At 72.2% G+C, this 13,018-nt stretch carries 11 protein-coding genes and 1 pseudogene; 7 read left to right on the top strand and 5 right to left on the bottom strand.

Annotated features, from left to right (window positions below):
* Window positions 1–114: 114 nt before the first annotated feature.
* From IG64_RS17935 to IG64_RS17910, 6 genes are all read left to right on the top strand, one after another.
* Entirely contained in the window at window positions 115–1,140 is a 1,026-nt protein-coding gene (locus tag IG64_RS17935; RefSeq protein WP_051813019.1) for a helix-turn-helix domain-containing protein, read from the top strand.
* A 191-nt stretch (window positions 1,141–1,331) separates the two neighbouring features.
* A complete protein-coding gene (locus tag IG64_RS17930) occupies window positions 1,332–4,076 on the top strand; it encodes an ATP-binding protein (protein WP_037857333.1) in 2,745 nt (914 codons plus the stop codon).
* Window positions 4,077–4,183: 107 nt separating this feature from the next.
* Window positions 4,184–4,945 carry an alpha/beta hydrolase gene (locus IG64_RS17925; RefSeq protein ID WP_234438537.1) on the top strand — a complete coding sequence of 254 codons (762 nt, stop codon included), beginning with the start codon at window positions 4,184–4,186 and terminating at the stop codon, window positions 4,943–4,945.
* Between the two features lie 117 nt (window positions 4,946–5,062).
* Entirely contained in the window at window positions 5,063–6,313 is a 1,251-nt protein-coding gene (locus tag IG64_RS17920) for a sugar ABC transporter substrate-binding protein (protein ID WP_037857332.1), read from the top strand.
* A complete protein-coding gene (locus IG64_RS17915) occupies window positions 6,310–7,221 on the top strand; it encodes a carbohydrate ABC transporter permease (RefSeq protein ID WP_037857331.1) in 912 nt (303 codons plus the stop codon). The genes IG64_RS17920 and IG64_RS17915 overlap by 4 nt, the downstream gene beginning before the upstream one ends.
* Window positions 7,218–8,048, top strand: a complete 831-nt coding sequence (locus IG64_RS17910; protein ID WP_037857329.1) for a carbohydrate ABC transporter permease — start codon at window positions 7,218–7,220, stop codon at window positions 8,046–8,048. Before IG64_RS17915 ends, IG64_RS17910 begins: the two co-directional genes overlap by 4 nt.
* Here IG64_RS17910 and IG64_RS17905 read toward each other — a convergent pair.
* The 5 genes from IG64_RS17905 to IG64_RS17885 all read right to left on the bottom strand — a co-directional run bounded on the left by IG64_RS17905 (window position 8,041) and on the right by IG64_RS17885 (window position 12,445).
* Window positions 8,041–8,388 (bottom strand): GNAT family N-acetyltransferase, encoded by a 348-nt coding sequence (locus tag IG64_RS17905; protein ID WP_037857328.1) that lies wholly within the window; start codon window positions 8,386–8,388, stop codon window positions 8,041–8,043. The two genes, IG64_RS17910 and IG64_RS17905, sit on opposite strands and share 8 nt — an antisense overlap.
* A gap of 118 nt (window positions 8,389–8,506) precedes the next feature.
* Window positions 8,507–9,244 carry a YoaK family protein gene (locus IG64_RS17900; RefSeq protein WP_037857327.1) on the bottom strand — a complete coding sequence of 246 codons (738 nt, stop codon included), beginning with the start codon at window positions 9,242–9,244 and terminating at the stop codon, window positions 8,507–8,509.
* Window positions 9,225–9,749 (bottom strand): DoxX family protein, encoded by a 525-nt coding sequence (locus IG64_RS17895; RefSeq protein WP_037857490.1) that lies wholly within the window; start codon window positions 9,747–9,749, stop codon window positions 9,225–9,227. The genes IG64_RS17900 and IG64_RS17895 overlap by 20 nt, the downstream gene beginning before the upstream one ends.
* Window positions 9,750–9,786: 37 nt before the next feature.
* Window positions 9,787–10,449 carry a hydrolase gene (locus IG64_RS17890; RefSeq protein WP_037857326.1) on the bottom strand — a complete coding sequence of 221 codons (663 nt, stop codon included), beginning with the start codon at window positions 10,447–10,449 and terminating at the stop codon, window positions 9,787–9,789.
* A 103-nt stretch (window positions 10,450–10,552) separates the two neighbouring features.
* Window positions 10,553–12,445, bottom strand: coding sequence for an amidohydrolase (locus tag IG64_RS17885; RefSeq protein ID WP_037857323.1), 1,893 nt, complete (start codon window positions 12,443–12,445; stop codon window positions 10,553–10,555).
* A 363-nt stretch (window positions 12,446–12,808) separates the two neighbouring features.
* On the opposite strand from IG64_RS17885, the pseudogene IG64_RS17880 reads away from it, so the two are divergent.
* Window positions 12,809–13,018 (top strand): annotated as a pseudogene (locus IG64_RS17880) (esterase); the annotation flags it as partial.

The following is a 13,018-nucleotide window of genomic DNA, read 5'->3' as shown; positions in this document are numbered from 1 at the left end:
CGCGGCCGCCCGCATCTGCGCCCCGCACCCGGATCTAGTGCGTTCACTCGATGTGCCACACCGTGCCCCGCTGGCACGGTGTCCGCAGCGCACACCGGCTGAAGGGCGGAGACCATGGCGGACGTATCGGTGAAGGGGGCGGGGGAGCGGCCCGCGGGCATCTTCTACAGCACGGACGGGGTGCCCAGGGAGCGAAGACGGACCTACTGGCGCGACGCCGTGGCCCACACCTTCGGAGCCGTGGACGTCAAGCTGGCCGAGGAGGTGTTCTCCGGCACGATCCACGCGTCGCCGACGGGCCGGACACGGTGCGTCAGGGTGGACAGCGAAGCCCTGCAGACCGTGCGCACACCGCGCCTCATCGCGGGGTCCACCGGCGACGACCACGTGGTCGTGATGCTGCTGAGCAGAGGGCTCGCCCGGGTCGAGCAGGACGCGCGCGACGCGTACGTCGAGCCCGGGCAGCTCTTCGTCTACGACCGTGCGCGTCCCATGCGGCTGACCTTCCCCGACACCTTCCAGACGAAGGCCCTCGTCCTGCCCCGGCGCCTCCTGAGTCTGAGGGAGCCGGACCTGTGCCGGATCACGGCGTCTCCCCTCGACCCCGCGACGCCCCTCGGCGGGCTGCTGTCCCCCTTCCTGTCCCGGCTCGTGGACACCGCGGGCGCTTATCCGCAGCACGTCGGCGACCTGATCACCCGCAACGTTCTCGACCTGCTCACGGTGCTGGCCGACGAGCGACGCGGCGGCGACACCACGGGCACACCGAGCGCCGCCCGCGTGCTGCTGATGCGGGTCCAGGCGTACATCGACCGTCACCTGGCGGACCCCGGCCTGACCCCGGAGACCATCGCCCGGTCCAACCAGATCTCCCTGCGCTACCTGTACCACCTCTTCCAGAACGAGGGCACCACCGTCCGCCGGTGGATCCAGGGCCGCCGGCTGGAGCAGTGCCGGCGCGAGCTGGCCCGCCGGGACGCGGCGGCCCGGACCATCGCCGCGGTGGGCCGGCGATGGGGCTTCGTCAGCGCCGCCCACTTCAGCCGGGCGTTCCGCACCGCCTACGGGATGTCCCCCGTCGAGTGGCGGGACCACGCGGCACTCGAGCGCCGTACGCACACGGCGCCGGCGGGCGTCTAGCGGCGCACGGCCCTGGACGCACCCCCGGGGTACGTACCGAGCTGCGGTCCTTGCGATAGTGGACACGCGGAGCGCCGTCCGTGCCCCGGCCGCCCCCCCATCCGGACCGGCGGGCGAGGGCGAAGGGCGACATCGCCGCTCCGCATGGCCCGGACCGGAGGCGGCCGGCGAGTGCGGACAGAGGTGCTTGAGTGGAGCGGTCGGACGGGTCGCTGTCCCGGCGCGGTCTGCGCGGCCGGGAGGCGGAACTCGAACAGCTGCGGACCGTGCTCGCATCCGTGCTCGGCACCGGAAGCGGCGCGCTGGTCCTGCTCCGGGGGGAGCCGGGCATCGGCAAGACCGCGCTGCTCGGCGAGGTCGTCACCACGGCCGGTGCGGCGGGCTTCTCGGTCGGCCTGGGCAAGGCCGACGAACTGCACCACATCGTCCCGCTCTCGTCGCTGGCGGCCTGCCTCCTGTACGGAGACCGGCCGCTGCTGTCCAGTGACGCGTTCGCCGACCTCACCCGCCACCACGACCAGCGGATCTGGCTGGTCGAGCGCGTGGCGGAAGCGATCGAGGCCAGGGCCGCCGAGATGCCCGTGCTGATCGCCCTGGACGACGTGCAGTGGGCCGACTCACTGAGCAGGTTCGCCCTCAGACAGCTCCCGACACGCCTGCGGACATCGCCGGTTCTGTGGGTGCTCACCGGGCGGCAGGATCCCGCCGGCCCGGCGCAGGAGATCGTCGCGGCGGCCCAGGGCGGGCTCCCGTCGATCACCGTGCCCCTGGGACCGCTCTCCGGCACGGCGATCGGCCAGCTCGCCGACGACACCCTGGGCGCGGCCGCCGACGAGCGGGTGCGGCAGCTGCTCGACGGAGCCGGCGGGAACCCGTTCCTGGCGGTCGAGATGCTGACGGGACTGCGGACCCCCGGCCCGCCGGGAGAGCCCGTGCCCGAGGGGCTCGTGGTGGGCGTGCGCGGCAGGCTCAGGTCACTTGAGCCCAGCACCCTGCGCTTCCTGCAGATGGGAGCGGTGCTGGGACGCAGGTTCGGCTTCTCCGACGCCGCCGCGCTCTACGGCCGGCCGTCCGCCGGCCTGCTCGCGGAGCTGGAGGAGGCGGTGCGCGCCGGACTCCTGGACGACGACGGCGACCAGCTGGTCTTCCGGCACGACCTGCTGCGCCAGGCCGTCTACGTCGACATCCCGCCCTCGGCCCGCAAGGCGCTGCACCGGGAGGCCGCGGGACACCTGGTGGCGGCCGGGCACCGGCCCATCGACGCGGTGTCGCACATCCTCCGGGGCGCCCAGCCCGGAGACGACGAAGCGGTGGCGCTGCTGCGGCAGGCCGCCGACGACGTCCTGTCGGTCACGCCGGGCCTCGCGGCCGACCTGATGACGCGCGCCCTGGAACTGGTGCCTCCCGGACGGCCCTCGTGGTACGGCGTCGGTGTGCAGGCGATCGTCTGTCTGACCCGGGCCGGCCGGAACCGCGAGGCGCTGGAGACCGGCGACCGGCTGCTGGCCGCCCGGCCGCCGCTGGACACGTTCGGCCGGATCCAGGCCGCCCTCGGCGGGACCCTGTGGAACCTGGACGTCGCCGAGGAGCTGCGCCGCCGCGCCGAGACAGCCCTCGCGCTCGGCGGCGCCGCCCCGGAGGTCGAGGCGCGGCTCACCGCCCTGCGCGCGCTGGCCCTCTCCCGGGGCGAGGACCTCGGCGCGGCACTGGAGGCCGGCGAGAACGCCCTGCGTGCGGCCATCGAGACCGGTGACCGGGAGGCACACGTGCTGGCCCTGTTCGGTCTGGGGGAGAGCGCTCTGAACGCCGGTGCGAACGCCGTCGCGCTGGAACGCTTCACCGCGCTCAGCGCCGTCGACCCCGCCTTCCTTCCCGAGGAGATCGTCGCGCACCAGCACATGGACGACTTCGAGGCCGGCCGGCGGCTGCTGCTGCGGGCGGCGGACGGCGGCGGCTCGGTGCCGCAGACCATGCTGCTGTGGGCACAGGCCTCGCAGCATCTGGGGCTGGGCGGCCTGGACGACGCGGAGGCCGACCTGGTCACCATGGAACGCCTGGAGAACGACGTGCACCTGTGCGTCCAGCAGGTGAACGCCCGGGTGATCCGCTCCTGGATCGCCCTGCTGCGCGGCGACCGGGAAGCGGCGCGGCACCAGCTGACCGCCGCGCGGGAACGGCACGCGACCAAACCGAACCCCGGCAACACGGCGGCGGTGCGCTTCCTGGAGGCGCTCATCGCCGACGACGAGGGGAACACCGCGCTCGCCCTCGACAGGATCCGGCAGGTGCAGCGGGAAGGTCCCTTCATGCGCTGGCGGCTGCTGCGCACCTGGGTCGACTCCGCGATACGCATGGCCCTCGGCGGCGCGGACCACGCGCTGGCGGAGGATCTGGCCGCACAGGCCGGGGCCCACGGCGCGCGCAACCCGGCCGTGCCCACCGCCACGGGCATCGCCGCGCAGGCCGCGGGCCTGGTGCGGGGCGACCTCGCCATGCTGGAACGCGCGGTGACACTCCTCGGGGAGAGCCCGCGCCCGCTGGTCCGGGCCGCGGCCCACGCCGACCTCGGCCGGGCACTGCTGACGGCAGGCCGGGGAGCGGAGGCCAAGGCCGCCCTGACCCGCGCCCACGGCCTGTTCGCCGAGACGGGTGCCCGTGCCGCGGCGGCAGGCGTGCAGCGCGATCTGCACCGTGCCGGGGCGGGCGGCCGCGGGGCGGCCGCACCGCGCCCGGTCCAGGGCTGGGAGGCGCTCACGGCCTCGGAGAAGAAGATCGCGCGCCTGGTCGCCGCGGGCCACACCAACCGGTCGGCCGCCGACCTGCTCGTCGTCTCCCCGCACACGGTCAACACGCACCTGACCTCCGCCTTCCGCAAGCTGTCGGTCAACTCGAGGGTCCAGCTGGCCCGTGTTGTCATGGCCTTGCCCGAGGACTGAGCGGACCCGCCGGCACGCGCGGCACGTCTTGGTACGTTCACGCGATGCCCGCGGTAACCCGATGCGCTTGGCTGGAAACACCAGGACTCATCGGAGGTCATCGGAACGTGAACGGACCCGCCCCCCACCCACCGACCGTCGTGCTCGTGCACGGGGCGTTCACCGACGCCTCCTCCTGGGCCGGGGTCATCACCCTCCTGCAGGCCGCCGGCCTGACCGGACTCGCCCCGGCGAACCCGCTGCGCGGACTGGCGCAGGACGCCGCCTACATCCGGAGCGTGGTGCGTCAGATCGACTCTCCGGTCGTCCTGGTCGGGCACGGCTACGGCGGCGCGGTCATCACCCATGCCGCCGGCGACTGCGACCAGATCGTGGCCATGTGCTACGTCGCGGCGTTCGGCCTGGACGCCGGAGAGTCCGTCCTGGACATCGTGAGCCGGTTCGCCCCCGCGCCGGTGACCGACACCACCATCACGGCAGCGCTGCCCGCCCGGTTCTCCGGCGGCCCGGGGGACGAGATGTACCTCATCGAGGAACAGTTCGGGCCGACGTTCGCCGCCGACCTGTCGCCGCACGTCACCGATGTCCTCGCCGTGACCCAACGCCCCATCGCACGACGCGCGCTGACCGGTACGTCGGGGCCGCCGGGCTGGGCCTGCAAGCCGTCGTGGTACGCCATCGCGGCCGCCGACCGGATGCTCGCTCCCACGGCCCAGCGCTTCATGGCCCAGCGCATGGCGGCCACCGAGTACCCGGTGGCCGGTTCGCACGGCGTCGTCCTGTCACAGCCCGGCGCCGTGGCGGCGATGATCCGGGAAGCCGCCGCACAGGGCACGGACCGCGGCGGCTACGGGCTCCCGCGCGGCTGATGCGCAGGTCAGTCGGCTAGCATCCCTGTTCGGCCGGTAAGACGCCGGTGTCGGAGCCTCTCCTCGACGACGCGGACGCCTGGCCTCGACCACAGGCTCGCTCGGGAAGGCACCACCTTGAACTCACCGGCCGGACCGTCGGCGCGACGGATCACCGCCCTCCTCGGAACCGTCGCCCTCGCCCTGGCCGCCACCGGCTGCGGCGGGGGAAGCGGCGCCGCATCGGCCCCGGGCAAGGTGACCTCCATCACCGCGCTCGACTACTACACCGACGCGACCGAGCACGCCCAGTGGAGCAAGCGGCTCACCGACTGCGGCAGGACCGCCGGCGTCAGGGTCGAGCACACCAGTGTCCCGTTGCCGTCGCTCATCCCCAAGGTCCTGCGGCAGGCCTCGTCACGCACCCTGCCCGACCTGCTGATGCTCGACAACCCCGATCTCCAGCAGATCGCGAGCACCGGCGCCCTGACGCCGCTGGACCGCTACCGCGTCGACACCACCGGCATCGCCAGGGGCATCCTGTCCGCGGGCACCTACCGCGGGAAGGTGTACGGGCTGGCGCCCACCGTCAACACGGTCGCCCTCTTCTACAACAAGGACATGCTCGCCGAGGCCGGTGTCGCCGTGCCACGGACCTGGGACGAGCTGAAGACGGCGGCCGCCCGCCTGACCCGCCCGGGACGCTACGGCATGGCCGTCTCCGCCGACGCCACCGCCGAGAGCACCTGGCAGTTCCTGCCCTTCCTGTGGTCCAACGGCGGAGACGAGAAGCACCTGGACACCCCGCAGGCCGCGCAGGCCCTCCGGCTGTGGACCGATCTGGTGAAGAGCGGATCCATGTCGAGGTCGGTACTGAACTGGACCCAGGCCGACCTCCACGACCAGTTCGCCGCCGGAAAGACCGCCATGATGGTCAACGGCCCCTGGCGGATCCCCGCGCTGAACAAGGACCATGACCTGCACTGGGCAGTGGCCCCCCTGCCCGTCCGCCAGAAGGGGCAGACACTCGTCACGCCCCTCGGCGGCGAGGTGTGGACCGTACCGCAGAACTCTTCCCCGTCCCGGCAGGAGAAGGCCGCCCAGGTCCTGGCCTGCCTGAACGGCCCCACGACCATGCTGGCCTCGGCGAAGGAGCACTTCACCGTGCCCTCGCGCACCGCGGTGGCGGCCCGGTACGCCGAGCAGGTCCCGTCGATGGCCGGTTTCGTCACCAGCGTGGAGCGGGCCAGGTCCCGTACCGCCGAACTCGGCGTCAAGTGGCCCGGGACGGCGACCGCGATATCCACGGCGATCCAGTCCGCGCTGACCGGCGGGCAGACGCCGGAGGAAGCACTCGCACGCGCGCAACGGCTCGCGACCGCCTCATGACCTGTCCGCCGGCCCCCACCCGGACCCGCTTGCGGGCACTGCTCGCCCAGTGGGGGTTCGCCGTGCCCGCCGTGGTCTACCTGCTGCTGTTCTTCGGCTACCCGATCGCCGAGAACGTGGTGATGAGCTTCCAGCAGTACACGCCCGCCACCTTCTACACCGGGGCCGCGCCTTTCGTCGGGCTGCGGAACTACACGGAGATCCTGACGTCGGGCCTGTTCTCCCAGGCACTGCTGACCACGGTCTGGTTCACCGCGGGCTCGGTCGCCGGACAGTTCCTGCTCGGTCTCGCCCTGGCCCTGTTCTTCCGCCGCAGCTTCCCGCTCGGCGGCCTGCTGCGGTCGCTCCTGCTGCTGCCGTGGCTGCTGCCGCTGGTCGTCTCGGCCACGACGTGGAAGTGGATGCTCGACGCCGACGACGGAGTCGTCAACAACGCACTGCGCGCCCTCCACCTCGTGCCGTCCGGCATCCCCTGGCTCACCGGCACCGCACAGGCACTCGTGTCGGTGACCCTCGTCAACATCTGGGTGGGAATCCCCTTCAACGCCGCGATCCTGTACAGCGGCCTGCAGAACATCCCGGAGCGGCTGTACGAGGCGGCGGAGCTGGACGGCGCCGGTCCGGTGGCGTCGTTCCGGCACATCACCTGGCCGCTGCTGCGGCCCGCCGTGAGCGTCGTGCTGGTGCTGGGCGTGGTCTACACCCTCAAGGTGCTGGACATCATCCTCGTCGTGACGGGCGGAGGGCCGGCCGACGCCACGCAGACCCTCGCCACCCGGTCCTACGAGTTGTCCTTCCAGCGGTTCGAGTTCGGGCGCGGCGCCGCCATGAGCAACGTACTCATCGTCCTCTCGCTCGTCCTCGCCCTCGTCTTCCTGCGCGCCGGCCGGCGCGCCGCGCACGCATGAGGGGCGCCCCGGTGCCGCGGGGACGCCGCCGTGGCCGGCTCTCCACCGTCGTCGGGACAGTCCTGCTCGCGGTGATGCTGTTTCCCGTCTACTGGATGGTGAACGCCTCTCTGCAGCCGACGGGCACCACACTGCGGGCGGGCTGGTTCCCGTCCCACCCGGACTTCAGCGGCTACGCCACGGCACTGCGCGATCAGGGACCCGACCTGGTCACCAGCCTCGTCGTGGCCCTCGGCAGCGTCGCGCTCAGCCTCGGGCTCGCCGCCCCGGCCGCCTACGCCCTGGCCCGGTTCTCCCTGCGGGGAACCCGCCTCGTACTCTTCGGGATCCTGACCACGCAGATGGTGCCGGGCATCGCCGTGGCGAACGCGCTCTACGGCGCCTACGACGACCTGGGACTGCTGAACTCCCGCCTGGGACTCGTCCTCGCGGACTCCACCGCCGGGGTCCCGTTCGCCGTCATCATCCTGCACGCGTTCATGCGGGGCATTCCCGGGGAGATCATCGAAGCCGCGCGCATGGACGGCGCCGGGAGGCTGCGCACCTTCTGCGCCGTGGTGCTGCCGCTGAGCCGCAACGCACTGATCACCGCCGCTCTCTTCACCTTCCTCTTCGCCTGGAGCGACCTCCTCTTCGGCCTCACTCTGACCACCGCGGACACGGTCCGGCCGATCACCCTGGGCATCTACGAGTACATCGGTGCTCACACGACCCAGTGGAACGCGGTGATGGCCACCGCGGTCCTGGCGTCGGTGCCGGCGGCGGTGCTGCTGGTCCTCGCCCAGCGCTTCCTCACCGCCGACGCCACCAGCGGCTCGATCAGGTGAGGGTCCCCAGCTCCGTCCTGAGCCAGTGCAGGATCTCCGGAGTCACCGGGTCGGTGATGTCCGCGAACTCCTCGTGCTTCTTCAGGTACTTGGCCACATAAGGGCAGACCGGCACGACGCGCATGCCTGAGCGGCGTACGTCGGTGAGGGCCTCCTGGACCAGGTGCGCGGCCAGCCCCTGTCCGGCGAAGGCGTCGTCGACCTCCGTGTGGTAGAAGACCCGCTGCTCGGCATGGTCGCGATAGGCGGTCAGACCGGCGAGCCGGGCGCCGACCAGAATCTCGTAGCGGTGCCTGTCGTCCGCCCGTTCGACGGTCGGGGCGGGGGAGGGCCGGTTCATCGGGTTCCTTCCGGTGGGTGCGGGTCGGCGGTGTGCAGGCCCCCCGGGGACGAGGGGTCCCGAGGAGGCGCCGAAGGTCCGGCTCCGGCGTCCGGGCCGGGGGTGGTCACCGCCGCGTTCATGGCCGTGGCCGCAGCCAGGGGGCGTCGGCGGCGGAGACGCGATGGGTGATCACGGAGGTGACCGCCAGCAGGACCAGGGTGAGGCTCAGGACGAGGACCAGGTGGCCGTGCAGCAGGAGCGCGGCTCCGGCCAGGGCGCCGAGGAACATGGCGAGCACGGACAGGATCCGGCGGCCTGGGCGCGGCGCCTCGCCGCCGGCCGGGGCGGAGTCGGCGGCCAGGCCCGTCAGCGTCAGGGTCAGCACGGTGGTGGTGAGGTCCGGGACGCCGAGGCGCCGGGCGACCGCGTTCTGCAGGCCCATGGCGAGCCCCAGGAACACGATCAGCGTGTACTGGACGGAGGTGGTGACCCGGCCGTCGGTCACCGCGGCGACCACCACGGTGACCGCGACCAGCACCGTCTGCACCGCCGTCGCCGCCCTCAGCAGGTGCCCGCGGTGCGTGGCGAACCGGGTGCCGAGCCTGCCGCCCGCCAGCGCGCCCAGGAGGAACGCGGCCATCGAGACGACGGACGCGCGCGCGGACAGGCTCGCGGCGCCTCCCAGGGCGAACCCCAGAAAGACCACGTTGCCGGTCATGTTGGCGACGAAGACGTGTCCGAGGGCCAGATAACTCACCGAGTCCACCAGACCGGTGACCACCGTCATGGTCAGCAGCAGCGGAGGCAGCGGACCGTGACGTTCCTCGCCGCGGGGAAGGAGCGTGCGGACCGCGTCAGTCAGCAACGTGCGCATGCCGCACCCCTTCCGTCCCGGCGTCCGGCCGGTGCAGCACCACGCGGGTGAGCAGTCCGCTCGCCGGACCCAGCACGATCGCGGCGACGGCGACCCACACCGGCCAGGAGCTGATGCCCAGCGCGTGGTCCACGGACCACCGTCCGGGCCCGGTGAGGGCCAGGACGGCGGAGACGGCGACGAGGAACAGGGGATATTCGTAGCCGTCGTTCTGCACCCACAGCCCCTTGTGCCACTTGACCGAGCCCGCGACCGTCATCACGCCCATCGCGGCCATCGCGGCCAGGGGCGTGAGCAGTCCGAGGGCCAGGAACAGGCCGGAACCGATCTGACTGGCTCCCGCGACGAGCGCGGTCAGCACGCCGCCGCGGAATCCGTCGCGGCGGAATTCCTCGGTTCCGCCCGCCAAGCCGTTGCCTCCGAGCCGGAAGCTCACCTTCTGCACCCCGTGACCGGCGATGAGCAAGCCCGCCACCAGCCGGAGGACCAGTAGTCCAGCGTTCATCGTGTTCCTGCCTGTTCCTCGATCAGATCCGGGGCGGTCAGCCGGCGGCGTGCGCGCCGATGACGGCCTGCGCGTAGACGACCCCGAGGCCGTAGGCGCCGGCGTGCTCCTTGACGACCTCGGTGACCGGGACGTACGTCTCCGTGCGCGCCCAGTCCCGCTGCAGCTCCAGGAGCACCTGCACCCACGTCACGGGGACCGCGCCGGCCTGGACCATGCGCTGGACGGCGTGCTCGTGCGCCTGCGGGCTGACGCCGCCGGACGCGTCCGTGACGACGTAGACCTCGTAGCCCTGGGCGAGGGCGGACAGCGTCGGCAGGACGACACAGACCTCGGTCCACAGGCCGGCGATGACCAGCTTCTTGCGGCCGGTCGCCTTGACGGCCTCGACGAAGGGCACGTCCTCCCAGGCGTTCATCGAGGTGCGGTCGATGATCTCCTGGCCCGGGAAGACCGCGGCCAGCTGCGGCATGATCGGGCCGGAGAAGGACTCGGCGGCCACGGTGCTGAGCACGGTCGGCACGTCGAAGACCTTGGCGGCCTTCGCCAGGCCCACGGTGGCGTTCATGATCGAGGTGCGGTCGCCGCTGGCGGCGGCGAAGAACATCTGCGGCTGGTGGTCCACGAAGAGCACGGCGCAGTTGTCGGGGGTGAGCAGGTCGGGGCTGGGGGCCGCGCTGACGTCGCCGATGTTGACCATGGGGATGAGCCTTTCTCGTTATGGCAGAGCCGCCCGTGTGCGGACGGAGTGTGGTGGGCCGGCCCGGCAGGGACCGGTTCAAGATCCGGCGCCTGCCGGGAGTTCAGAGGTCGAAGCAGGGATCGAAGGGCGTGCTGGCGGTCGCCGGGACGAGCCCGCGGGCGATGCGCCACTGGCGGTGCTGCTCCGACTCGGCGACGGCCTCGCCGACCGACTCCGCCTGGCGTACGCCGAGCACGGCCGCCCCGCGGGACGCCTGGTAGCCGCCGAAGTGGGCCACCGGGCTCCAGGCAGGGTTCACGGGCGGAAGTTCCTCGTCGAGCCCCTCGTACGAGCCGGCCGCGTAGACGATCCGGCCGCCGGTCACCGTCAGCAGCGACTCGATGTGCGGAATCTGCGTCTCGGGCACGGTGAAGTAGTCCTCGGACAGCATCGCGAGGTCCGCGTAACATCCGGGCCGCAGCACGCCCTTGGCCTCCTCCTCGCCGGTCAGCACGGCACCGGCGCGGGTGAACAGCGTCAGCGCGGTCTGCCGGTCGAGGCGGTTCGCCGGCGGGCGCATCGCCAGATCGCCGACGGTACGGCCGCTGACCAGCCAGTGCAGGGCCACCCACGGGTTGTAGGTGGAGACCCGGGTGGCGTCGGTGCCGGCGGCGACGGTCAGGCCGCGGTCCAGCATGGCCCGGATCGGCGGGGCGTCCGCGGCGGCGCCGGGACCGTAGCGGCGCAGGAACGCCTCACCCTGGAAGGACAGGCGGTTCTGCACGGACATCGCGCCCCCGAGGGCGGCGACGCGGTCCAGACTGTCCGTCGAGACGGTCTCCGCGTGATCGAACAGCCAGCGGTTCCCGGCCGGGAAAAGCCCCTCCGCGGCGAGTTTCTCGAACACCGCCAGATCCCGGCGGATCGTTTCGTCGTAGGTGGCGTGCAGCCGGAACCCCCACCCGTTCTCCATGAGGAGACGAACCGCCTTCTCGAACTCGACCTCGTAGTCCGACGTGAGTTGCGGACGCGGCTCGGCGAAGTTCTCGAAGTCCGCGGCGGCCCAGGTGAGATTTTCGCCCGCGCCGTTCAGGCGCAGCCATTCGTCCCCGTCCTCGGGGCGGGCCATCTCGATCCAGCGGGCGAGATCGTCGACCTCCTGGCCCGGAGTCTGCGGGAAGAGATGGTAGGCGATCCGCATCGAGAGCTGGCCGGCCTTGGCCAGTTCGACGACGGTGGCGTAGTTGTCGGGGAAGTTCTGGAATCCGCCGGCGGCGTCGATCGCCGAGGTCAGTCCGAACCTGTTCAGCTCCCGCAGGAAATGACGGGTGGAGGTCTTCTTGTCCTCCTCGCTCTCCAGGACCGGCGCCTTGGCGAGGGTCGAGTAGAGGATGAGGGCGCTGGGCGCGGCCAGCAGCATGCCGGTCGGTTCCCCGTCCCGGCCGCGCATGATCTGGCCGCCCTTGGGGTCGGGCGTGTCCTTGGTGAAGCCGGCGGCCTTGAGCGCCGCACGGTTCAGCACGGCCGAGTGGTACAGGTGCAGCACGAACACCGGGGTGTCCGGGGCGGCCGCGTTCAGTTCGGCGACGGTCGGCAGCCGGCGCTCGGCGAACTGCTCGACGGACCAGCCGCCCACCACCCGCACCCACTGGCCCTTCGGGGTACGCGCGGCCTGCTCACGCAGCATCGCCAGTCCCTGCCGCAGGCTGCGCACCCCGTCCCAGCGCAGCTCCAGTACGTAGTTCAGGCCCCCGCGGATCACGTGCAGGTGGGCGTCGTTGAGACCGGGGACGACCCGGCGGCCGCACGCGTCGACCACCTTGGTGCCCGTACCGATGTGCGGGGCCACGTCGTTGTCGTCGCCGATGATGGTGATGACGCCGTCCCGGACCGCGATGGCCTCGGCCTGCGGGCGTCTCGGGTCGCCTGTGTGGATCTTCGCGTTGCGGACGACGAGGTCTGCGGCATCGTCGGCGGCATGCGGAACGAGTCCGCCGACCGGCATTGTCGACATCTCTTGAAGTCCTTTCCGGGACTGGGAAGTTCGGTTGCGCCCACTCGCGGCGCGCCAGGGCGAGGCCCGGGACACGCGCCGCGCCGGTGGGATGGAGGGCGGACGCGGCAAGAGGCCGCGGTCTCGCTCGGACCCTCACGATAGATACGGCCGACCTGCGGCAATGTCTCCGCAGTGCACCGGACTTGGTCCCACAGTGCACTGCGTCGCTCCGTGCTCCGCACGCTCGCGAGACGGCCGGAAGCCCGCAGTGCGGTGGGGGAACAGCGGTGGTGCGCTCACGGAGAACGCAGGCCCGGCGACGCTCACTAGCGTGACCGGCGCACCACACGAAACAGTCCTTTGGAACATCGGGAGAGGCACATGTCCCACACCGTCGAGCCGGTTCAGCCGGTACTGGAACCCGCGGCGGCCGCGTTCGCGGAGGCGACCGCCAACCCGCCCTATCTCTTCGACCTGCCTCCGGCGGAGGGGCGCAAGGCCGTGGACGACGTGCAGTCGGGTGAGATCGCCAAGCCGGCGGTGGACGAGGAGTGGGTCACCGTCTCCGGCGGCCCCACCGGCAGTGTCCGG

This window comes from Streptomyces sp. NRRL S-340 (genome assembly GCF_000720185.1).
Taxonomy (GTDB): Bacteria; Actinomycetota; Actinomycetes; order Streptomycetales; family Streptomycetaceae; genus Streptomyces.
Note: the sequence above shows the minus strand (reverse complement) of the source record. Positions and strands in the feature narration are given on the sequence as shown.

Coding starts and splice junctions, on each gene's coding strand:
- IG64_RS17935 (WP_051813019.1), top strand. CDS start 115: ATGGCGGACGTATCGGTGAAGGGGGCGGGGGAGCGGCCCGCGGGCATC.
- IG64_RS17915 (WP_037857331.1), top strand. CDS start 6,310: ATGACCTGTCCGCCGGCCCCCACCCGGACCCGCTTGCGGGCACTGCTC.
- IG64_RS17910 (WP_037857329.1), top strand. CDS start 7,218: ATGAGGGGCGCCCCGGTGCCGCGGGGACGCCGCCGTGGCCGGCTCTCC.
- IG64_RS17905 (WP_037857328.1), bottom strand. CDS start 8,388: ATGAACCGGCCCTCCCCCGCCCCGACCGTCGAACGGGCGGACGACAGG.
- IG64_RS17900 (WP_037857327.1), bottom strand. CDS start 9,244: ATGCGCACGTTGCTGACTGACGCGGTCCGCACGCTCCTTCCCCGCGGC.
- IG64_RS17895 (WP_037857490.1), bottom strand. CDS start 9,749: ATGAACGCTGGACTACTGGTCCTCCGGCTGGTGGCGGGCTTGCTCATC.
- IG64_RS17890 (WP_037857326.1), bottom strand. CDS start 10,449: ATGGTCAACATCGGCGACGTCAGCGCGGCCCCCAGCCCCGACCTGCTC.
- IG64_RS17885 (WP_037857323.1), bottom strand. CDS start 12,445: ATGTCGACAATGCCGGTCGGCGGACTCGTTCCGCATGCCGCCGACGAT.